Origin of the sequence: Corynebacterium glaucum (assembly GCF_030408855.1) — a bacterium.
GTDB classification, from domain to species: domain Bacteria; phylum Actinomycetota; class Actinomycetes; order Mycobacteriales; family Mycobacteriaceae; genus Corynebacterium; species Corynebacterium glaucum.
This window is the reverse complement of the sequence record NZ_CP047358.1, coordinates 2,053,305-2,073,046: the sequence shown is the minus strand read 5'-3', so window position 1 is coordinate 2,073,046 and position 19,742 is coordinate 2,053,305. Positions and strand designations below refer to the sequence as shown.

At 61.5% G+C, this 19,742-nt stretch carries 12 protein-coding genes, 1 tRNA gene and 3 rRNA genes; 9 read left to right on the top strand and 7 right to left on the bottom strand.

Going from position 1 to position 19,742, the window contains the following annotated elements; all coding sequences use genetic code 11:
• The first annotated feature begins 195 nt into the window (after positions 1-195).
• The 5 genes from CGLAUT_RS10085 (at position 196) to CGLAUT_RS10065 (ending at position 9,050) form a co-directional block, all read left to right on the top strand.
• Positions 196-1,707: ribosomal RNA gene (locus CGLAUT_RS10085) — 16S ribosomal RNA — on the top strand.
• Between the two features lie 511 nt (positions 1,708-2,218).
• A 23S ribosomal RNA gene (locus tag CGLAUT_RS10080) occupies positions 2,219-5,298 on the top strand.
• A 133-nt stretch (positions 5,299-5,431) separates the two neighbouring features.
• Positions 5,432-5,549 (top strand): 5S ribosomal RNA (rrf, locus tag CGLAUT_RS10075).
• The 16S, 23S and 5S rRNA genes sit together here, the layout of an rRNA operon.
• Positions 5,550-5,742: 193 nt before the next feature.
• Complete coding sequence (locus CGLAUT_RS10070; RefSeq protein ID WP_290184998.1) at positions 5,743-6,468, top strand: ABC transporter ATP-binding protein; 726 nt, start codon at positions 5,743-5,745, stop codon at positions 6,466-6,468.
• Positions 6,468-9,050: an ABC transporter permease gene (locus CGLAUT_RS10065; protein WP_290184997.1), complete on the top strand. Its 2,583-nt coding sequence runs from the start codon at positions 6,468-6,470 to the stop codon at positions 9,048-9,050. Before CGLAUT_RS10070 ends, CGLAUT_RS10065 begins: the two co-directional genes overlap by 1 nt.
• Positions 9,051-9,074: 24 nt before the next feature.
• On the opposite strand, the gene CGLAUT_RS10060 is transcribed toward CGLAUT_RS10065, so the two are convergent.
• The 3 genes from CGLAUT_RS10060 to CGLAUT_RS10050 form a co-directional block, all read right to left on the bottom strand.
• Positions 9,075-9,452 (bottom strand): fluoride efflux transporter FluC, encoded by a 378-nt coding sequence (locus tag CGLAUT_RS10060; RefSeq protein ID WP_290184995.1) that lies wholly within the window; start codon positions 9,450-9,452, stop codon positions 9,075-9,077.
• Positions 9,453-9,456: 4 nt separating this feature from the next.
• Positions 9,457-9,795, bottom strand: a complete 339-nt coding sequence (locus CGLAUT_RS10055; protein ID WP_095660612.1) for a fluoride efflux transporter family protein — start codon at positions 9,793-9,795, stop codon at positions 9,457-9,459.
• Positions 9,796-9,904: 109 nt separating this feature from the next.
• Positions 9,905-11,077 (bottom strand): globin domain-containing protein, encoded by a 1,173-nt coding sequence (locus tag CGLAUT_RS10050; protein WP_290184993.1) that lies wholly within the window; start codon positions 11,075-11,077, stop codon positions 9,905-9,907.
• Positions 11,078-11,624: 547 nt separating this feature from the next.
• On the opposite strand from CGLAUT_RS10050, the gene pgm reads away from it, so the two are divergent.
• The 4 genes from pgm to CGLAUT_RS10030 all read left to right on the top strand — a co-directional run bounded on the left by pgm (position 11,625) and on the right by CGLAUT_RS10030 (position 14,802).
• Entirely contained in the window at positions 11,625-13,283 is a 1,659-nt protein-coding gene (gene pgm, locus CGLAUT_RS10045) for a phosphoglucomutase (alpha-D-glucose-1,6-bisphosphate-dependent) (protein WP_290184979.1), read from the top strand.
• Between the two features lie 71 nt (positions 13,284-13,354).
• Positions 13,355-13,876 carry a MauE/DoxX family redox-associated membrane protein gene (locus tag CGLAUT_RS10040; RefSeq protein ID WP_290184977.1) on the top strand — a complete coding sequence of 174 codons (522 nt, stop codon included), beginning with the start codon at positions 13,355-13,357 and terminating at the stop codon, positions 13,874-13,876.
• An 18-nt stretch (positions 13,877-13,894) separates the two neighbouring features.
• A complete protein-coding gene (locus tag CGLAUT_RS10035) occupies positions 13,895-14,638 on the top strand; it encodes a DsbA family protein (protein WP_290184976.1) in 744 nt (247 codons plus the stop codon).
• Between the two features lie 91 nt (positions 14,639-14,729).
• Positions 14,730-14,802, top strand: a tRNA-Ala gene (locus CGLAUT_RS10030).
• Positions 14,803-14,886: 84 nt separating this feature from the next.
• Here CGLAUT_RS10030 and CGLAUT_RS10025 read toward each other — a convergent pair.
• From CGLAUT_RS10025 to CGLAUT_RS10010, 4 genes are all read right to left on the bottom strand, one after another.
• Complete coding sequence (locus tag CGLAUT_RS10025) at positions 14,887-16,470, bottom strand: recombinase family protein (protein ID WP_290184975.1); 1,584 nt, start codon at positions 16,468-16,470, stop codon at positions 14,887-14,889.
• 166 nt (positions 16,471-16,636) lie between these two features.
• On the bottom strand, positions 16,637-16,837 hold the full coding sequence (locus tag CGLAUT_RS10020; protein ID WP_290184974.1) for a hypothetical protein: 201 nt from the start codon (positions 16,835-16,837) through the stop codon (positions 16,637-16,639).
• 6 nt (positions 16,838-16,843) lie between these two features.
• Positions 16,844-18,406, bottom strand: coding sequence for an ArdC family protein (locus tag CGLAUT_RS10015; protein WP_290184972.1), 1,563 nt, complete (start codon positions 18,404-18,406; stop codon positions 16,844-16,846).
• A 251-nt stretch (positions 18,407-18,657) separates the two neighbouring features.
• Positions 18,658-19,545, bottom strand: coding sequence for a helix-turn-helix transcriptional regulator (locus tag CGLAUT_RS10010; protein WP_290184970.1), 888 nt, complete (start codon positions 19,543-19,545; stop codon positions 18,658-18,660).
• Between the last annotated feature and the right edge of the window lie 197 nt (positions 19,546-19,742).

Below are 19,742 nucleotides of genomic sequence, written 5' to 3'. Positions count from 1 at the left end.
TGGTTTCACGAGTAGTTTTTTAAAACTGTGTTGTTTGTTGGTTTTTCCTCGTCGGATGCAACAAGCAGACACGGAGTAATTTTTGGATAGCCAGTCCAGCACGGTTTTGTGTTGGGTGGTTTGTTTTGGTTGGGTATTGGGCTTTTCACGGCCTGTTTCTTCTGAAACACGCACTGGGCAGTTATTGTTTGGTGTTTTGTGGAGAGTTTGATCCTGGCTCAGGATGAACGCTGGCGGCGTGCTTAACACATGCAAGTCGAACGGAAAGGCCGAAGCTTGCTTTGGTACTCGAGTGGCGAACGGGTGAGTAACACGTGGGTGATCTGCCCTGCACTTTGGGATAAGCCTGGGAAACTGGGTCTAATACCAGATAGGACCACGGTGTGGTGATCGTGGTGGAAAGTTTTTTCGGTGTGGGATGAGCTCGCGGCCTATCAGCTTGTTGGTGGGGTAATGGCCTACCAAGGCGTCGACGGGTAGCCGGCCTGAGAGGGTGTACGGCCACATTGGGACTGAGATACGGCCCAGACTCCTACGGGAGGCAGCAGTGGGGAATATTGCACAATGGGCGCAAGCCTGATGCAGCGACGCCGCGTGGGGGATGACGGCCTTCGGGTTGTAAACTCCTTTCGCCAAAGACGAATTTTGACGGTATTTGGAGAAGAAGCACCGGCTAACTACGTGCCAGCAGCCGCGGTAATACGTAGGGTGCGAGCGTTGTCCGGAATTACTGGGCGTAAAGAGCTCGTAGGTGGTTTGTCGCGTCGTTTGTGGAATACCGGGGCTTAACTTCGGGGTTGCATACGATACGGGCATAACTTGAGTGCTGTAGGGGAGACTGGAATTCCTGGTGTAGCGGTGAAATGCGCAGATATCAGGAGGAACACCGATGGCGAAGGCAGGTCTCTGGGCAGTAACTGACGCTGAGGAGCGAAAGCATGGGGAGCGAACAGGATTAGATACCCTGGTAGTCCATGCCGTAAACGGTGGGCGCTAGGTGTGAGTCCCTTCCACGGGGTTCGTGCCGTAGCTAACGCATTAAGCGCCCCGCCTGGGGAGTACGGCCGCAAGGCTAAAACTCAAAGGAATTGACGGGGGCCCGCACAAGCGGCGGAGCATGTGGATTAATTCGATGCAACGCGAAGAACCTTACCTGGGCTTGACATACACCAGATCGCCGCAGAGATGTGGTTTCCCTTGTGGTTGGTGTACAGGTGGTGCATGGTTGTCGTCAGCTCGTGTCGTGAGATGTTGGGTTAAGTCCCGCAACGAGCGCAACCCTTGTCTTATGTTGCCAGCATGTTGTGGTGGGGACTCATGAGAGACTGCCGGGGTTAACTCGGAGGAAGGTGGGGATGACGTCAAATCATCATGCCCCTTATGTCCAGGGCTTCACACATGCTACAATGGTCGGTACAACGCGCTTGCGAGCCTGTGAGGGTGAGCGAATCGCTGAAAGCCGGTCGTAGTTCGGATTGGGGTCTGCAACTCGACCCCATGAAGTCGGAGTCGCTAGTAATCGCAGATCAGCAACGCTGCGGTGAATACGTTCCCGGGCCTTGTACACACCGCCCGTCACGTCATGAAAGTTGGTAACACCCGAAGCCAGTGGCCTGTCAAAAGGAGCTGTCGAAGGTGGGATCGGCGATTGGGACGAAGTCGTAACAAGGTAGCCGTACCGGAAGGTGCGGCTGGATCACCTCCTTTCTAAGGAGCAGTACTCATAAGCCCTGCAGTTGTGGGGTGTGTGGTGGTTGAGGTTGCCGTGGGTGCGCCTGCCACTAAATATATTTGCAAAATGTCCGGGTGGTCACATACCGGCGGGTGGCTTCAGAAACGTCGCCCGCGTTGTAAGCAACCCGAATACACCCTGTATGAATGCAATGTTCATGAACACGCGCGTTTGTGTGCGGATGTATTGGCATGCTGTTGGGTGTCTGGAACAGCACACCGTTTGTGTGCACTGTGTGTGCATGGTGTGGTGTTCTTGTGGCCTGCATAGTCCTGGACGCAGCCGGTGGTTGTGTGTGGGGTGTGTGGGTGTGGTGTGTGAGAACTGGAGAGTGGACGCGAGCATGAACCAATCAATTGCCTGGCTCCTTGTGTGGGGTTGGGGTTGGTTGGGTAGTGTTTTTTCTTTCTTTTTTGTGTGTTGCCCGCGCATATCCTGCTGTCACCTTTTGTTGTGGTGGTGGGGTGTGTGTGGGTGTTGTTTAGTGTGTTTTGTTCAAGGGCGTACGGTGGATGCCTTGGCATGCTGGGCCGATGAAGGACGTGTGAGGCTGCGTTATGCCTCGGGGAGTTGCCAACTAAGCGTTGATCCGAGGATGTCCGAATGGGGAAACCCAGCCGTCGTTGTGGGCGGTTACCTGCAGGTGAATGCATAGCCTGTGTGGGGGTTGACGCGGGGAAGTGAAACATCTCAGTACCCGTAGGAGAAGAAAACAAGTGTGATTCCGTGTGTAGTGGCGAGCGATAGCGGATGAGGCTAAACCATGTGTGTGTGAGACCTGGCAGGGGTTGCATGCGTGGGGTTGTGGGGTATGACCGTGGCAGGCTGTCAACTGTCGCATCATGGTGTTGTGTGTTAGCGGAAGTGTCTGGGATGGCACACCGGAGTAGGTGATGAGTCCTGTACGTGAAGGTGCACATGCGTGGTGTGGTTGTCGCCCCGAGTAGCAGCGGGCTCGTGGAATCTGCTGTGAATCTCACCGGGACCACCCGGTAAGCCTAAATACTCAGTGTGACCGATAGCGGATGAAGTACCGTGAGGGAATGGTGAAAAGTACCCCGGGAGGGGAGTGAAAGAGTTCCTGAAACCGTGCGCTGACAATCCGTCAGAGCACCTCTTGTGTGTGATGGCGTGCCTTTTGAAGAATGAGCCTGCGAGTTAGCGGCATGTCGCGAGATTAACCAGTTGGTTGGGGAGTCGTAGCGAAAGCGAATCCGAAATGGGTGCCTTTTAGTGGCATGTCCTAGACCCGAAGCGGGGTGATCTACCCATGGCCAGTGTGAAGCAGCTGTAAGAGGTTGTGGAGGCGCGAACCCACTTAGGTTGAAAACTGAGGGGATGAGTTGTGGGTAGGGGTGAAAGGCCAATCAAACTCCGTGATAGCTGGTTCTCCCCGAAATGCATTTAGGTGCAGCGTTGTGTGTGTTTGCCGGAGGTAGAGCTACTGGTTGGTTGAGCGGGACTATCATCTTAGCAATGTCAGCCAAACTCCGAATGCCGGTGAAAATTGAGCACGGCAGTGAGACTGTGGGGGATAAGCTTCATAGTCGAGAGGGAAACAGCCCAGATCGCCGGTTAAGGCCCCTAAGGGTGTACTAAGTGGAAAAGGATGTGGGATCGCGAAGACAGCCAGGAGGTTGGCTTAGAAGCAGCCATCCTTGAAAGAGTGCGTAATAGCTCACTGGTCGAGTGGTTTCGCGCCGACAATTCAGTGGGGCTCAAGTACACCGCCGAAGCCGCGGCAACGTTTTTTGCGTTGGGTAGGGGAGCGTCGTGCATGGGGTGAAGCTGTACTGGAAGGGGCAGTGGACTGTGTGCGAGTGAGAATGCAGGCATGAGTAACGAATGGCAAGTGAGAATCTTGCCCGCCGAATGACGAAGGGTTCCTGGGTCAAGTTCGTCTTCCCAGGGTGAGTCGGGTCCTAAGGCGAGGCCGACAGGCGTAGTCGATGGTCAACGGGTTGATATTCCCGTACCCGTGTATCCGCGCCCAGTATCGAAGCGGTGAGACTAACCACCCAGAGCCGTACTGACAGCATCCTTTTGGGTGCCTGTGGTGTGGTGATGCGTGGGGCCTGATCCGTGGTAGGTCAGTGATGGGGTGACGCAGAGTGGTAGCCAAGCCACGTATTTGGATTGTGGTGCAAGCGTGCAGCACGACGGCTTGTCAAATGCGGCCGTTAGAAGGTGTGAGGCGTGATGCGTAGCCCTAGTGGGGTGATGTTGGTGATCCTGTGCTGCCGAGAAAAGCCTCTAGCGATGTGGATAGACGGCCCGTACCCGAAACCGACACAGGTTGTCAGGTAGAGCATACTCAGGCGAGCGGGTGAACTGTGGTTAAGGAACTCGGCAAAATGCCCCCGTAACTTCGGGAGAAGGGGGACCACACCTGGTGCGAAACACATGCGGTTTCAAGCTGGTGGTGGTCGCAGAGAAGAGAGGGGAGCGACTGTTTATCAAAAACACAGGTCCGTGCGAAGACGTGGAAGTTGATGTATACGGACTGACGCCTGCCCGGTGCTGGAAGGTTAAGAGGACCTGTTAGGACTTTTGTCCGAAGCGGAGAATTTAAGCCCCAGTAAACGGCGGTGGTAACTATAACCATCCTAAGGTAGCGAAATTCCTTGTCGGGTAAGTTCCGACCTGCACGAATGGCGTAACGACTCCCCTGCTGTCTCAACCACAGGCCCGGTGAAATTGCACTACGAGTAAAGATGCTCGTTACGCGCGGCAGGACGAAAAGACCCCGGGACCTTCACTACAGCTTGGTATTGGTGTTCGGTGCGGTTTGTGTAGGATAGGTGGGAGACTGTGAAGCGGCTACGCCAGTGGTTGTGGAGTCGTTGTTGAAATACCACTCTGACCGTAGTGGATACCTCAACCTTGGCCCATGATCTGGGTTGGGGACAGTGCCTGGTGGGTAGTTTAACTGGGGCGGTTGCCTCCCAAAATGTAACGGAGGCGCCCAAAGGTTCCCTCAGCCTGGTTGGCAATCAGGTGCAAGAGTGTAAGTGCACAAGGGAGCTTGACTGCGAGACTTACCAGTCGAGCAGGGACGAAAGTCGGGACTAGTGATCCGGCACCTACTTGTGGATGTGGTGTCGCTCAACGGATAAAAGGTACCCCGGGGATAACAGGCTGATCTTCCCCAAGAGTCCATATCGACGGGATGGTTTGGCACCTCGATGTCGGCTCGTCGCATCCTGGGGCTGGAGTAGGTCCCAAGGGTTGGGCTGTTCGCCCATTAAAGCGGCACGCGAGCTGGGTTCAGAACGTCGTGAGACAGTTCGGTCTCTATCCGCCGCGCGCGTTGAAACTTGAAAAAGGCTGTCCCTAGTACGAGAGGACCGGGACGGACGTACCTCTGGTGTGCCAGTTGTTCCGCCAGGAGCAGCGCTGGTTAGCTACGTACGGAAAGGATAACCGCTGAAAGCATCTAAGCGGGAAGCCTGTTTTAAGATGAGGTTTCATAGGTTCCCCAAAGACGATGGGGTTGATAGGCCGGAACTGTACCCACAGTAATGTGGTCAGGCGACCGGTACTAATACACCAAAACCAAAACACCAACACAAACCAGCAGAACAAACCTGCACCGCAACGCGTCCACCCTCCGGTATCTGACACACCACACCACCCCAACCAACAGGGGGGACCCCAACCAAGGGGACACAACAGTGTGTGGCCAACAACCACAAATGTGTCGGTAGTTGATAGCGGCGGGGAAACGCCCGGACCCATTCCGAACCCGGAAGCTAAGCCCGCCCGCGCCGATGGTACTGCACCCGGGAGGGTGTGGGAGAGTAGGTTACCGCCGACCCAACAACTTCAAAACAACCACCTGCGACCGGTCACCCGCCAACACCACGGCGAGCGACCGGTCGCAGGCATTTTCATTGCCGATCTGTTCTGCCGAATACCGGCATCTACCAACTCGAGGTAGCGTATTCGTGGTGCTTGCCGGCAGCGGGTGTGGCGTAGAAAGATTCGCGGCGCGAGAAGCGGGAGAAGTAATGGAATCAGCAGCACGGGCCGTGAATCTAGTGAAGACCTACGGTCAGGGCGATACGCAGGTCTCCGCGCTCGATGGGGTGAACGTCGAATTCGGCCGCAAGGCCTTTACCGCGATCATGGGTCCATCTGGGTCGGGTAAATCCACCCTCATGCATACGATGGCCGGGCTCGACTCGTTTACTTCCGGTGAGGCGTATATCGGTGGGACGGCGCTGTCGTCGTTAAGCGATAGAGCTCTGACCGAGCTGAGGCGCGACCGGCTTGGCTTCATCTTTCAATCTTTCAACCTTGTGCCCACGCTGACCGCTGCTGAAAACATCACCCTGCCAACTGACATCGCCGGTAGGAAGATTGATAGGGCCTGGTTCGACGAGATTACAGAGAGGCTTGGTCTCTCAAACCGCCTCACCCACCGTCCGAGTGAATTGTCGGGTGGGCAGCAGCAGCGTGTGGCGTGCGCCCGCGCGCTGGTGAGTAAACCCGAGATCATCTTCGGCGACGAGCCAACGGGAAACCTCGACTCCAACGCTGGACGGGAGGTGCTGAGTATTCTGCGCCACGCGGTCGACCTGGATGGACAAACCGTGGTGATCGTGACCCACGACGCTCGGGCGGCATCATATGCAGACCGCGTGGTCTTCCTGCGCGACGGCCAGATTGTCAACGAGATGTGGGATCCGACGATGGATGCGATCCTTAAAGTCATGGCCGGAATCGAGCGCTGATGGCCGCCGGATCCCGGGCGATGACGAAGGTCTCGTTGCGTAACGTCAGTGCCCACAAACTGCGGCTGTCCTTGACGGTGCTTGCCGTGGTGCTTGGCACTGCATTCATTGCGGGATCAATGATGTTCACCAACATGCTGGAGCGCACGTTCGATTCGGCGCTGGCTACGCGGTACGAAAACGCCGATGTGGTAGTCGAGCCCGGTGACAATGCCAGTGCGGTGCCGCGCAAGGACTATGATGAACTGGCTCAACGCGGCGGCGTCGAAAAGGTGAACGTCTCGGGGATGGTCATCGTCGTGGCCGCCCGGACGAATGAACAGGCGATTCAAACGCGCCAGGGCATGTCGATGTCCACGCTGTACTACGCGCCCCAAGATGCCATCGGCCCGAGCCCCAAGATCGTAGAGGGGCGCGCGCCGATTCCGCGCCCGGTCACCGAAGGTACCGCGGAGGCTATTCTCAACCGCAACGGCGCCGAGTTCTATGACATCAAGCTGGGCGAGGAACTCATCATCGTCGATACCGGTGCCCGCCAAACCGTCAACGTGGTGGGGTTCTACGACGATGAGGTGACGCAGGAGACGTCGTTAAGTTTTAGGCTCCCTGAGTCAGATTACCTGGACTTCTATGTGGCCGATGAGACGGTTCCCGGCATGACGCTGAAGGCTTCGGATCGCAATGGGGCTCAGGGGCTGGTCGACTCGATCATGCGTGATTACCCCGAGCTTTCTGTGCGCACGGGTGAGGAGGCTGCGAAGAAGGCTTCGGAAAGCGTGCGCGAGGCGCTGTCCTTCGTCTCCTACTTCCTCATCGCGTTCGGCCTGGTCGGCCTGCTGGTGGGCACGTTCCTGATCGCGAACACTTTTTCCATGATCGTGGCGCAGCGCACGAAAGAATTCGCGTTACTGCGCGCGCTCGGCGCTTCCCGCGGCCAGATCACGCGCTCGGTCTTGCTGGAGGCGTTCATTGTCGGCCTGATTGGTTCGGCCCTTGGCATAGGCGCCGGCGTGGGCATGGTCGCAGCAATCAAGTCGCTCATGGGTTCTTATGGCATGCCACTTCCCGCAGGGGGCTTAGGCTTTTCGACGGATGCGGCATTGGCGCCCATCGTGGTCGGTGTCATTGTGACGATGCTTTCTGCCTGGGCGCCGGCACGCCAAGCCGGGCAGGTGCAGCCTGTCGAGGCGATGCGTTCGAGCGAATCGGCCGCCCCGCAGCCGCTGACGCAGCGCACGGTGATTGGAGGTGTGCTGATTGCGCTTGGCGTTGCTGCGGCCTTCGGCGGGGTGCTGTGGGTGGACGGGCGTACCGCGTCCCGTGCCATGCTGGTCGGCATCGCCGCGGTGGCGGTGATCGCAGGCATCTTCCTTGCCGGCCCGGCGATGAGTCTTCCGATCGTGCCGCCGTTGGGCAGGATCATCGGCGCGCCGTTCGGCACCGCGGGCAAGTTGGCGTCCACCAACACGCAGCGCAATCCGCGGCGCACCTCTGCAACCGCGTTCGCGCTCATGCTGGGCATTGCGTTGGTGAACATCATCGGCATGTTCGGGGCGTCGATGAAATACTCCGTTGACAACGTGGCGGAGAACGAGGTGAGCGCTGAATACGTGCTGGCTGGGCCGGTGCTCGGTGCGTTCCCGATCCCGAACAACCTGATGGAACGCATCCCGGAGGTCGAGGGCGTGGGCGATGTCGCTGCCTACACCGAAGCGCCGCTGACCGTCAACGGCGAGTACTCCGCGCAGGTTGGCGAGTTCGGCTCCACTTCAGTGCTCTACGGCGATCCCAGCGACCTGATCACGATGGACATGGTCGACGGCACCTCTACGCTCGAGGGCAGCACCGTCATCGCTCCCCGCGAGTGGGCGGAAGCGCGCGGCTGGTCTGTGGGGGATACGGTTACCGTCGCAGCTCCCGGCATTTCACCGGAGGTAGTCGAGGCGACGGTGGAAGGCATCTTCGAGAACTCCTCCATCCTCACCGCCGTGGTGGTGAGCGAAGACGTTGCGCAGCAGATTTCCGTGCCAGGCACCGTGAACATCATCATGCTGGGGGTGAGTAACGACGGCACCGTGAGCTCCGACCAACTGCGCAAGAATCTTGAGCAGGCGGTGAAGAGCGACATTGTGGTTCAGGTGCAGTCCAAAGACGACATCTCCGGCGAAGTGCTCGACCTGATCGACCAGATGCTCTTCATCCTCTACGCCCTGCTGTCCTTAGCCGTGGTGATCGCGGTACTGGGCATTGTGAACACGCTGACGCTGTCGGTGATCGAGCGCCGCCAGGAGATCGGCATGCTGCGCGCGGTGGGCACCCACCGCCGCCAGGTGCGCATCATGATCATCTTGGAGTCCGTTCAGATGGCGTTCTTCGGCGCCGTGCTGGGCATTGTGCTCGGTCTGAGCCTCGGGTGGGCGTTCTTGACGGTGCTCGCGGACCAAGGGCTCGACCGCATCGTCATCCCATGGAGTCTGGTCGGCTGGATGCTGCTGGGCAGTGTGATCGTGGGCATCATCGCTGCGCTGTGGCCGGCGAACCGGGCGGCGAAGACGCCGCCGCTGGACGCGATCGCAGATTAACCAGCGCAGACTCAGTAGCGCGGACTAAGCGAAGCCGCGCGCACCCCACATGAGGCCGAAGTACGCGCTCACGATGCCGAGCGCCGCGGTCCAGGCCACGTAGCGGGTGGCCTCGCCGTACTTCTTGGCATTCATCAGCTCGCCGATCTCCTTGGCCAGGGTTGACCAGGTGGACAGCGCGCCGGCGAAACCGACGCCTGCAGCAAGTTGCCACACCTCTGGGGCGCCGGCAACGAATCCCAGAATGGTGGCACCGGCCATGTTGGCAGCGAAAGTGCCGACCCGATCAGCGGGGATCTGGGACAGCGCCCAGCGAGCGAGGCCTCCCAGCGCGCCGCCCAGGAACACAGCGACGGTAGCGGTGATGAGGGTGGTGGGGTTGGCGGAGACGTCGATAAGCATGGCCCTAAGCCCCCCTCAACCTGTCACCTGCGAGCCAGGCGCACACGCAACCGACGAAACTGAGCACCATGAACACCAGCGCGGCGAGTGCCGACGCCTGCGCCGACGCAAGGGCGAGCGCGGAGAAGGTGGTGAACCCGCCGAGGAAACCGACGCCGATAAATGGCCCGGGTTTGAGCGCGCCCATGGCGAAACTGCCGACGATGTTGATGGCCAGCGTGAGCGCGAACTCGGCGGCGAGGCCGACGGTGGGCACAGCAGCCACGATGAGGAAGCGCGCGAGCGCCCCCAGCCCGGCACCGAGACCCACAAGCAGGGGTTCTTTTCCACTCTGAACAGGCACGTCGGTGAAGTGTACTTGAGAATGCAGAGGCGGTTAGCCTATTCCCCTTCGACAGGCCGGGACAGTGTGGGGTGCGTTTCGGCGCAACCCCCGGCGAGACTCCGGGGGTTTAACCCACGAGCCAATCATTCGGGCTGAACAGCTCGAAGTAGACACCCTTGGGGGATTTGTCGACCGGCAGGGCTTCAATGTCGGCGCGCAGAGCCTGCAGAAATGTCACACCGCCGCAGAGATAGACATCGGCACCAGCAAGGTCGTATTCCGCGATGTTCACCCGCTGACCGGCATCCCTGAAAGACACTCCCATTGTTGCATCCGCGATTGAGGCAATGAGCTCGCGCGATTCCTCGCGCTGAGCCCAGGATTCTTCGCTTACATCTGCGTGGATGTATGTCACCTTGCGGCTCGGCTCTTCTGCGGCGAGATGACCGAGAATACTTACCATTGGAGTGGAGCCGATACCGGATGAGACGAGCACTACCGAGTTGTCCCCTTCATGGAGGACCAGGTCGCCAGCGGCGAGGGTCGCATCCACGGTGTCTCCGACTTCAATGTTGTCGCGCAAGAAGGTGGAAACCTCACCCTCGGTGAGAACCGCGATGCGGTAATGGTTCGCGTCACCACCGATGATGGAATACTGGCGCAGCTGTCGAGCACCGTCGGGAAGCTTAACACCGACGGAGGTGTACTGACCCGGTCGCGGCACCGAGAAGTCCCCGGTCAAAGTGTAGGCAGTCACATCCTCGCTGAGCCTTTTCTTCTCGGTGACCGTTGCGGTGCGAAACACTTCACTGGGGGTCACGTTATCGGAGGCGTAGAGCTTGGCCTCGTGTTTGATCAGAACGTCCGCCATGAGCCAGTAGACCTTGTCCCAGGCTTCCGCGACCTCCGGCGTGACGGCATCCCCCAGCACATCGACGATGGCGGCCATGAGGTTGTCATGGACGATCTGATACTGGTCGGGGGTGATGCCGAGTGAAACATGCTTATGGGCAATACGGTCGAGCATCATCACCGGGTCGGGTGCGTCCGGGTCAACCAGCTGCGCGGCGAAGGTGGCCACCGAAGCTGCCAGTGCTTTCTGCTGGGCACCCTGTTTCTGATTACCTCGGTTGAACAGGTCGGAGAGCAACTCCGGGTGCGCGGCGAACATCTTGGAGTAAAAGACGCGGGTGATGGTTTCGATATTTTCCCCGACCAAAGGCAGCGTTGCCCTGACGGTTTCGCTGTGTTCCGGACTTAAGTGGGCTGATTTGGTGTCGGGCAGATCGGTGACGAACACGTGGTGATCCTCTCACGGGACGGAATGTTTATAACCGAGTTTATCCGTGTTTAATAAGGGGGTGAAGTCACCACAACCTAGCCACCTGGGGCGGGATTGGATGGCCCCTCAGACGAAGGAGGTTAGTTGGCGACTGGAGCCTTGGCCATCTTGTAGAGAGGTGCTCTCGCATGCTCCATGTGGGCCGGTTTGGCTGCCTGCTACGCCGCCCGCAGGATAGCGGCGTTCAGTTAAGAACATGTCGAGCATCTCACCCAATCGCTTAAAAGAAGCTCCCAACACCTTCGCTTCTAGGAAAAGCATCCGCATACGCGTTCCCAAAAGCTCACTGCTTATTTCGCGCTTTGCATGAGCTGCGTCCAGTGCCTCACGGCGACTTTGCGCATAGTCGCCGTCGGGGTCTGTTTCCCACAGCTGGGCGGCTTTCTTACCGCCCCTGCGGCCCATGGTGCCCAGAGCCGTGCGCTGGCTTGTGATGACGTACCTCGCAGTCGGTGTAGCCTCGCGTTAAAGCACACTTCCACACCCCGCGACAAGGAGCACGACCATGGCACACGAACGCGCCGGACAGCCGGCCCGCCCCGAGGACTTGATCGACATCGCCGAACTGGTCACGGCGTATTACACCCGCGACATCGACGCTTCCGACCCGGACCAGCAGGTTGCGTTCGGCACCTCCGGCCACCGCGGCTCCAGCCTGGACAACGCGTTCAACGAGGCGCACATCCTGGCCACCACGCAGGCGATTGTGGACTACCGCCGTGAGAACTCCATCGGCGGGCCGGTGTACATCGGCCGCGATACGCACGCGCTCAGTGAGCCGGCGATGATCTCCGCCATGGAGGTGCTGCTGGCCAACGACGTCGAGGTGCTGGTTGATGCCGAGGGGCGCTACACCCCGACCCCGGCGGTGTCGCACGCGATTCTATCCCACAACGCGCAGCTCTCTGGTGGTGTGACCGGCACCGATCCGAAGCGTGCCGACGGCATCGTGATCACGCCGTCGCACAACCCGCCGCGCGACGGCGGCTTCAAGTACAACCCGCCGAACGGCGGCCCGGCCGGCACCGACGCGACCGACTGGATTGCGCAGCGCGCGAACGAGTACCTGGTCCGCGGGCTGGAGGGCGTGCAGCGGACGTCGGTAAGCGGTGTACTGGACGAGCGGGCGGGCCGTTTCGAATTCAAGCAGCGCTACGTTGCGGATCTGGTCAACGTGATCGATATCGAGGCGATCCGCGGCTCCAATCTCTCCATCGGCGCGGACCCGATGGGCGGCGCCTCGGTGGATTACTGGGGCGCGATCGCCGACGCGCACGGCCTGAACCTCACCGTGGTCAACCCGGAGGTTGACGCGACCTGGCGGTTCATGACGCTGGACACCGACGGCAAGATCCGCATGGACTGCTCCTCGCCGAATTCCATGGCCTCGCTGGTGCACAACCGAAACAAGTACGACATCGCCACCGGTAACGACGCGGATGCGGACCGCCACGGCATTGTCACCCCGGATGCGGGCCTGATGAACCCGAACCACTACCTGGCTGTGGCCATCGAGTACCTGTTCAGCCACCGCAATGGCTGGGCGGAGGACACGGCAGTGGGCAAGACGCTGGTGTCTTCGTCCATGATCGACCGGGTAGTTGCCTCGCTCGGCCGCAAGCTGGTCGAGGTCCCGGTTGGCTTCAAGTGGTTCGTGCCCGGGCTTATCGACGGCTCCGTTGGCTTCGGTGGAGAAGAATCCGCAGGCGCATCTTTCCTGCGCAAGGACGGCACCGTGTGGTCGACCGACAAGGACGGCATCATCCTGGATCTGCTGGCTGCGGAGATCACTGCGGTGACGGGGAAGACCCCGTCGGATCGCTATCACGAACTCCAGGACGCGTTCGGCGAGCCGGCCTACGCGCGCATTGACGCGCCGGCGAACCGCGAGCAGAAGGCGACGTTGAAGGCGCTGTCTCCGGAGCAGGTTCCGGCCACCGAGCTGGCTGGCGAGACGATTACCGCGAAGCTCACCGAGGCGCCGGGCAACAATGCGGCGATCGGCGGCCTGAAGGTGACCACCGAAAACGCCTGGTTCGCGGCGCGTCCGTCCGGCACCGAGGACAAGTACAAGATCTACGCTGAGTCCTTCAACGGTGAAGCGCACTTGAAGCAGGTGCAAGACGAAGCGGTTGCAATCGTCTCCGAGGTGCTGGGGCAGTAGATCTCGGGAGTAACCAGTGACACACCCGCGTCCCGTTCCCGCAGGGCGGAGCGTGGACTAGGGTCAATCAGGTGAGTTCTTCTACCGCAGTCAAGCCTGCCGACGACACGGCAACAACGCAAGCTGGCACCGCCACCCGCAGTACCGGGGAGCGTGTGCTGGACATCCTCTCCGCGCTGGCCCGATTCGGCATGGCGTACGTGTGGATCAGTGCCGGGTGGCAGAAAGTCACCGAGTCACACATCAACATGGTGCAGACGGTCGAGGCCTACGAGATCTTCACCCCGTATTGGTCAGACCTCATTGCGCAGGTGATCGGCCCGCTCGAGTTGGCTGGCGGTTTGCTGCTGCTGCTCGGCATCAAGATCCGTTGGGCGGGCGGGGTGTCATTTGGGGTGCTGCTGATCTTCATCATGGGCCTGTACTCAGCGCACACTCGTGGCCTGGTGATTGATTGCGGTTGTTTTGACCCCGCGACGGCGGATCCCCAGGAGGGGGCGCTGCTGAAATCGATCTGGCGCGACGTGGCATATCTGGCCGTCACCGCGTTCATGATGTGGCGGCCGTTTAAGAAGTTCGCAATTTACCCGTAAATAACAGGAGACCTAATCGTGAGTACCCGCAAAGTTGAGAACCCGAACTCCAAGGGCAATTCGGCGTTTCTTTGGGCCGTGTTGGCAGTGCTGGCTATCGCCGCACTGGTGATCGGGATGATCGTGTACAAAGGCCGTGCGGAGCAGACCCAGGCAAAGCAGGATGAAGTGATTGATGTCTCGGGCATCAACGTGGAATGGGCCGGAGGCGATAGTGTGATCCGGCTTAGCGGATCGAACGCGGATGCGCCAGTCGCTGACTACTACGAGGACTTTTCTTGCTCCTACTGTGCGGAGTTGCACGTGGCCGCTGACGCGCAAATGATCGAGGCGCTCAAGGCTGGAGAAATTCGCGTGGATCTGCGTCCGATGACCAACCTTGACCGCGGAGAGGTGGGCCACTCCACCACTGGTTTGGCGGCAATGCTCGCCCTGCTCGCGACCGGTGACTACGATGTCGCGTTCACGCTGCGCGATTACTTGTTTGTGAACCAGCAGAGCGTGTATTCGCAGATCGACAACAACGCCATCGCGGATTTGGCGGCCGACTGGGGCGCGTCTGACCAAGCCATTATGGACATCCGCGACGGCAAGTTCATCGAGACCGCGCAGGAGATGGGTGCTGAGAACTCGAAGCACCAGGAGGAGCTGAAGGGTAAAGCGTGGACGCCGCGCGTGCTTATCGACGGCGCTGACGCCGAGGAACTCGGCGCGCCTCGTGACCAGTGGGTGGAGACCCTCAAGAACTCCAAGAGTAACTAACCTGGGGATTTGGCCGCCCATGAGGCGGCCGGTATATTGAGCGGAGTTGCTTCTCGCCGCCAACGCGGTAGGCGGAAGCTCTCCGAAACAAGGGGCTATGGCGCAGTTGGTAGCGCACCACACTGGCAGTGTGGGGGTCACGGGTTCGAATCCCGTTAGCTCCACGTAAAGTTGAACGTTCGAACCTTGCCCCGCTTGATCGTGGGGCAAGGTTCTTTCGTGGTGTGACCTGGGGTTGGTGGCGAGGATCATCTGGATGGCCTCGCCTGGTTCGAGGGCGGCTTGGTCCTCGTCATCGATGGTGATGCGGTCGAACAATGCCCGGTTGAGCATCCGCCGCTCGGCGGGTTCGGCCTTGGCGTAGACGTCGCCGATGTCGGTGAGGAGCCCGAGGATCGCGTCGAGCCCGACCTTGGCCTTGTCGTAGGTCGTCTCCAACGTGTCGAGCCGACCGGTGATCGCTTGCAGGCTCGCGCGGATGCGGTCTTGCTCGGTCTTGAGCAGGTCGAGCGGGATCGCGTCGGCGTAGTGGGCTTGGAGGAGCTTGACCTGTTCGGCTTCGAGCTTGGCCTTCTGCCCGGCGAGGAGCTTCTTCTCATCGCTGGTGGATTCGGAGAGGGTGTCGAACACCTGCCCGAGCACGCCCTGGACCTGCGCTGCCTCGCTAGGGCTGAGGGAGATGTCCTGGTAGCCGGCCTCGATGGACTGCTCGACGCGGTGGGTGAGGATGGCGGTGCGCTGGCAGTTGTTGCGCTTGAACCGGCGGCCGGTGCAGGTGAAGAGTCGTAGGCGACGCCCTGGTGGTTGCGGGGACGCTCGAACATGAGCCGCTTCCCGCAGCCGCAGTAGATCGAGCCTTTGAGGTAGTGGTCGTACTTCTGGGGCTTGTCGCCGACGACGTGGTTCTGCTGGAGGATCGTCTGCACCTGCTCGAACGTCTCCGGCGTCACGAGCGGATCGTGCGTGCCGGGGTAGGTCACGTCGCGGAAGGTGACGATGCCCTGGTAGTAGGGGTTGGTGAGGATCTTGTGCAGCGCGGTCGTGGTGACCGGCTTCGCGGGGAACGACGGCGTGGGCCGGGTGGTGAGTCCGCGGGTCTCCAGCTCGCGGGCGAGCTTGGATAGCGACCAGTCGCCGGTGGCGTAGGCGGTGAACGCGAACCGGATCAGCTCACACCGGTCGGGGTCGAGTCGCACCTCGCGGACCTCGTGCCCGTTCGCATCGGTGGTGCGGATGTTGAGGTAGCCGATGGGCGCCCGGTGCGGGGTGCCGCCGATCGTGGCCTTCTGCACGAGCCCTTTGGTGACCTCTTGGGCGAGGTTCAGGCTGTAGAACTCGGCGATGGAGGCCATGATGCCGTGCATGAGCATCCCGGATGGGGTCTCGTCGATGTTCTCCATGACGGATACGAGCGTGACCCCGGCCTGGCGGAGGGTGGCGTGGATGATCGCGTCATCGAGCCGGTTGCGGGCGATGCGGTCGACCTTGTTGATGATGCAGTACCGGACAGGGTGCTCGGCGAGGTAGTCCAGCATCTCCTGGAGCGCTTTGCGGCGGGCAGTCTTCCCGGACTCGCCGGGCTCGATGAACTCCGCCACGATGACCGCGTTCAGCTGGTCGGCCTTGCGTTGCGCGGCTTCGCGCTGCGCCGGGATGGAGAGGCCTTCTTCGAGACCGTTACGGGTGGCCTGGTCCTTGGTGGAGACCCGCAGGTACGAGATCGCGGGCACATTCCCATCAGGAAGGACCTGTTCGCAGGAGAGTTTCGGGCCGGCGGCGAGGGTGCGCAGGGCGCCGAGGTCGAGGCCGGCGGGGAGGTCGATGAGCGTCATGGTCGTGACTGCCTTTCGGGCTCTCACCCAGCCCCAGCATTGGGGTTGGGTGCGGGCGCCGACTGGCGGTCACGACACAAATTGGGGAGGCCTGCCGAACCGCGACGGGTTCGGGCAACAAGTTGGTTAGCCGGTAGCGCCCTGGGATGGACGTACAACAGGGATTCTACCGTTCGCTGCTCAGCAGCGCCCGGAGCTGGTCTCCGGCCCGGCCGACCGGGCTGCCGGTGCCGGCTTCGCGCAGGACGACGCGGATGAGGACTTCGGCGATCTTCTCGGTGTCGATCTGCTCCCGCCTCGTGAACGTGACCCGCAGCCGCCGGTCCGATGAGGGGCGTTGGGTCTTGCGTTGATAGTTCCGCACCATCACCGCTCACCCGCCTTCGGGGTCGGCACCCTCGTCGGGGTCGGCGTCGATGTCGAGGTCGGTGTCGTCGAGGCGGGCGAAGAAGGCGTCTTCGGCGGCTTTGCGGCGGGCGACCTGTTCGATCACGAAGGCCACGAAGTCCTCGCGCCGGTTCGTGATCGGGATGTCTTCGACCGGCGGGGCCGGGGGTTCGCCGGGCCAGGCGGTCTGCCGGTCGGGGCGGTCGCGATCCAGGCGGGTGCCGGAGGCGGCGACCCAGTCGCGTAGCCGTTGCCGGGCGGCGGCGAAGTCGCGATGCCACCCGATTGCGGCCGAAGCGTCCTGTTCCGGGTCGTACGCGGCGAGCCAGTGCAGATGCAACGCGGAGAGCTCCCACTTGAGCGCCGGATGCCGGTGCCACAACGGCGGGATCACCGAGGCGGGCAGCGCGTACTCTCTCCTGACCCACTCGACCCACCGGTTCAGGGCGAGCCATTCCTGCTGCAGATCGTGCGCGAGCAGCAGGTTCCAGTTCACCGGCCGCGGCGGCCCCGGCGCATCGTCGTCGGGACCGGTCGGCCCGAAGTCCTCGTCCTCCCACTCCTCGGGGTCGGGGCTGTCGGACGGGGTGGTGTCGCTCACCTGGATCGTGTCGAGGCCATCGAGGATGTCGATCGCGGTCTTGCGGATACGCTCCCCGGCGGCCTGCACCACCTCGACCGGGTTCTTCCCATCCACGACCGCCGCCCACCCGGCCACGTACGGGATCGTGTACTCGCTGGTGTCCATCCCGTGCGCAGCACCGATCATCAGCGCCACGGACTCGGCCTCGACCTCACCGATCCCACGATGCCGGCGGGCCTCCTCCTGATCGGGGCCGTGCATGAGGACGTGGGCGAGCTCGTGGCCCTCGGTCTTCACCTGCGCGGCGTCGTCCATGTTCGTGCGCACCGCGACCTGGCGAGTCTCGAAGTTCGTCAGCCCGTTCGCGCCGCCGACCATGCCCTCGTGCGGCACCCACAGCAGCTCGAACCCCTCCGACCCGATCCGCTCCGCCAGCCCCTCCCGGAGTCCTTCCGGCGCCTCCCCGGTGAGCAGCCGCGGTTCCGGTTTCGTCGGGAGGGGGTCGCCGGTGGTCTGGGAGACATCCCAGACGTAAGCCGGGCGCACCCCGACCATCTTCGAGCGCACCGTCTCGCCCGGCTTGGGCTTCTCGCCCCGGTTCAGGCGCCGCCACGACGCCGGATCGGACGGGTTCGCCGACGCGAACCTGCCGGTGACGGGGGCGAGGATCTGGTATCCGGCCTGGCCTTTGCCGACCTGGCGGCCGAGCTGCTGCCACTGCTTGTACCCGGCGACATAGGTCGGGAACGGCTCCGGGACCCGGCCCTGCTCGAACGCGGCCTGATGCTGTTCCCAGATCAGCAGGACGTTGTTGAAGCTCCGCGAGCGGAACTTCGCCGCGAACCGCAGCGCGTCAGCCCAGTCATCACCGGTGACGAGCCGCTCGACCGCGCCGGTGAGCTTGTCGTGGAGCTCGTCGAGCTTCGCCTCCCGCGCCTGGCGGGCCTCCTCTTGCTTCGTCGCCATCGTCGGCCTCCTCCCGAGCGGCCAGCCGCGCGAGGGGCTGCTGGCCTTCACCAGCGAGGTGAGCCAGGAGCTTCCGGCGAGTCAGACGGTCAGCGAACAGCGAGGTCGGTAGGTTGGCCATCAGGAACGCGGAGGCACCTGACGTAGGACATACCGGCCTACCTGCGAGCGGCACTATGCGGAAGGAGAAGGTGGCCTGACCGGGATTTTCCCGGTCGAACTGTCCGCTTCCCGAAACGCAGAGGTGGGGTTCACGGTACGTCGGCAACGATGGGATGCATGTCGCGGTACCGGCTCGGCGTCACCCCGGTATGAGCGGCGAACGCCTCGATCGCACGCGACCGGCTCCGCCACCCGACCCGCTGCCCAGCTACAGCGACGGTGACGTTCATCTCCCGTAGGAGTCGCGCCATCTCCTGCACTCGCAGCATCGTCAGATACGCGGTCGGGGTCTTACCGAACGCGGCGGTGAACACTCGGGCAAGCTGCTTCGGGGAGAGCTGCACCAGCTCGGCCAGCTCTGTCAATGTCCACGGGTAGGCGACATCACGATAGAGCGCATCGCGCACGAGCATCGCCTCGCGGCGTAACGGTCCAAGCGCTCGCTCATGAGAAGAGACCGGGCGGGAGCGGGCACGCTGCAACCTGGTCAGCCGCACCGGCGAGACGCGGACATACGGAGCGATGACATCCACGATCGCGAACCAGAGCGACTGCAACCGGGGGAAGCGTTCATGGAAATGCCCCTCGGCACTGAGTGCGACCAGCTCATCGAGCCACGGCAGCATCAGGCCCGCCCGATCGCGGCCCAGATGCAGAACTTGGGCCGGTTCGGAATAGACCTTCTCGGCGAAGCCCTGCGCGTCCAGTCGATCGTGCAGGATCGTGGAGTATTGCCAGAAGAACTGATCCAACGCCAGATCGGTGTCGACGTAGATCGTCGTGACCATCAGCTGCCCCTCCGGTTCGATCCCGCAGAGGACGTGGGGTCCAAGGAGGATCGCGTCGCCGAAACTGACGGGCTGCTCACCGAACTCGGAGAACACGATCGCCGTGCCATCGCGCACCACGACGAGCCGCACGCAGCCATAGGCGGCAGGCCCGATGGGGCGATGGAGCGTGCGCGTGCGGGCAGACAAAGGCGGGGAGAGTCGTGCGGCCACTCATTACTGCTGTCTGAGCCAGTGCTCTACTGCGGCCAGGCGATCAGCTGGTATCGGCACCTGCTCCGGTCGCGGCTCCGATGTCGGCGTAGCGGAGGGTTCGAGACTCGGCGCTTCACTCTGCGTTCGCAGGGTCCGAACGTAGGAGCTACCTGATCGGTGTTGGTCTGAGA

What these genes read in the sequence shown, in the direction of transcription:
- CGLAUT_RS10070 (WP_290184998.1), top strand. Translation starts at nt 5,743, where the DNA reads ATGGAATCAGCAGCACGGGCCGTGAATCTAGTGAAGACCTACGGTCAG.
- CGLAUT_RS10065 (WP_290184997.1), top strand. Translation starts at nt 6,468, where the DNA reads ATGGCCGCCGGATCCCGGGCGATGACGAAGGTCTCGTTGCGTAACGTC.
- CGLAUT_RS10060 (WP_290184995.1), bottom strand. Translation starts at nt 9,452, where the DNA reads ATGCTTATCGACGTCTCCGCCAACCCCACCACCCTCATCACCGCTACC.
- pgm (WP_290184979.1), top strand. Translation starts at nt 11,625, where the DNA reads ATGGCACACGAACGCGCCGGACAGCCGGCCCGCCCCGAGGACTTGATC.
- CGLAUT_RS10025 (WP_290184975.1), bottom strand. Translation starts at nt 16,470, where the DNA reads ATGACGCTCATCGACCTCCCCGCCGGCCTCGACCTCGGCGCCCTGCGC.
- CGLAUT_RS10020 (WP_290184974.1), bottom strand. Translation starts at nt 16,837, where the DNA reads ATGGTGCGGAACTATCAACGCAAGACCCAACGCCCCTCATCGGACCGG.
- CGLAUT_RS10015 (WP_290184972.1), bottom strand. Translation starts at nt 18,406, where the DNA reads ATGGCGACGAAGCAAGAGGAGGCCCGCCAGGCGCGGGAGGCGAAGCTC.